Genomic DNA, 1,461 nt, shown 5'->3' on the forward strand with positions numbered 1-1,461 from the left:
CCCCCGCCCTCCCCGCCGAGGGCGCGCCGTTCCTCGGCCATACGGTGCCCGATCTGGCCCGCGCGCTGGCCAAGCGCCCCTACGCCGCCCCCCGCACCGACGACCTGCCCGGCGCCCTGACCGGGCTCAACCGCGAGCAGTACAATGCCATCCGGACCGTGCCCGGCAGCGCGATCTGGGCGAACGAGGCCTTCGGCTTCACCCTCGAACCCCTGCATCGCGGCTCGGTCTTCACCGGCCGCGTGGCCCTGGCCCTGGTGGAGGACGGCACGGTGCGGCCGCTCGCCTACGACCGCGCCCGCTTCGAGGCGGAGGGCATCGCCCTGCCCGAGTTCAAGGACGATCCCGGCTATTCGGGCCTGCGCATCCGCGCCCGGTTCGATGGCGGCGAACTCACCGATTTCGCTACGTTCCAGGGGGCCTCGTTCTTCCGCCTCGTCGCCACCGGCCAGGGCTTCGGTGTCACCGCGCGCGCCCTCACCCTGCGCCCGGCCGATTCACGCGGCGAGGAGTTTCCGGAACTGCGCGCCATCTGGGTCGAGCGTCCCGGTCCCGGCGGCCCGCTGGTGCTGCACTGCCTCGTCGATTCCCCCTCGGCCACCGCCGCCCTGAGGATGAGCCTGCGGCCGGGTGGCGCCTCGCTCTGTGATGTCGAGGGCACGGTGTTTGCGCGCGCGGCCATCGACCATCTCGGTCTCGGCGGCATGACCACGAGCTACTTCTTCGGCCCCTACGACCGGCGCGGCGCCGACGACGCCCGGGCAGGCGCCTATGCCTCCACCGGCCTGCAGATCCGCACCGGTGCCAACGAGGCGATCTGGCGTCCCGCGCGCAACCCGGAGACGCTGCAGGTCTCGTCCTTCGTCGACGACAACCCGAAAGGCTTCGGCCTGATGCAGCGGGCGCGCAGCTACGCCGATTTCGAGGACGACGTGCAGCATTGGGAGTGGCGCCCTTCGCTCTGGCTCGAGCCCTTCGGCGCCTGGGGGCCGGGGGCCGTGACGCTCCTCGAGATCCCGAGCGATTCCGAGTTCAACGAGAACATCCTGGCCTATTGGCGGCCGAAGGCGTCCCTGGCGGCGGGCACCGAGTACGCGTTCGGCTATCGCCAGCATTGGTGCTGGCAGCCTCCCGAGGCGCCCCCGGTGGCGCTCGTCTCCGGCACCCGCAGCGGCAAGGCGACGGGGAGCAACCGCCGCCTCTTCCTGGTGGATTTCACCGGCGACATCCTGTTCGCCGATCCCGACCTGCAGCCGATTCTGCTGACCTCGCCCGGCACGGTGGCGGCTCCGACCCTGTACCGCTATCCCGACCGCAAGACGGTGCGGGTCTCCTTCGAGCTCGACACGGGCGGCGAGAAGACCTGCGAACTGCGCCTCGTGCTCAAGCGTGGGGAGGCCCCCGTCACCGAAACCTGGCTCTACCGGTGGACACCCTGAACACGCACGCGCTTCCCCCCAC

Annotated in this window: 1 protein-coding gene; it reads left to right on the forward strand. The window is 71.3% G+C overall.

What is annotated here, in order from left to right:
• Positions 1-1,439, forward strand: a 1,439-nt coding sequence (locus FV220_RS24930) for a glucan biosynthesis protein D (RefSeq protein ID WP_147833576.1), incomplete at its 5' end; no start/stop codon positions are given.
• Positions 1,440-1,461: the final 22 nt, after the last annotated feature.

This window comes from Methylobacterium sp. WL19 (genome assembly GCF_008040005.1).
In the GTDB taxonomy this organism is placed as follows: Bacteria; Pseudomonadota; Alphaproteobacteria; order Rhizobiales; family Beijerinckiaceae; genus Methylobacterium; species Methylobacterium bullatum.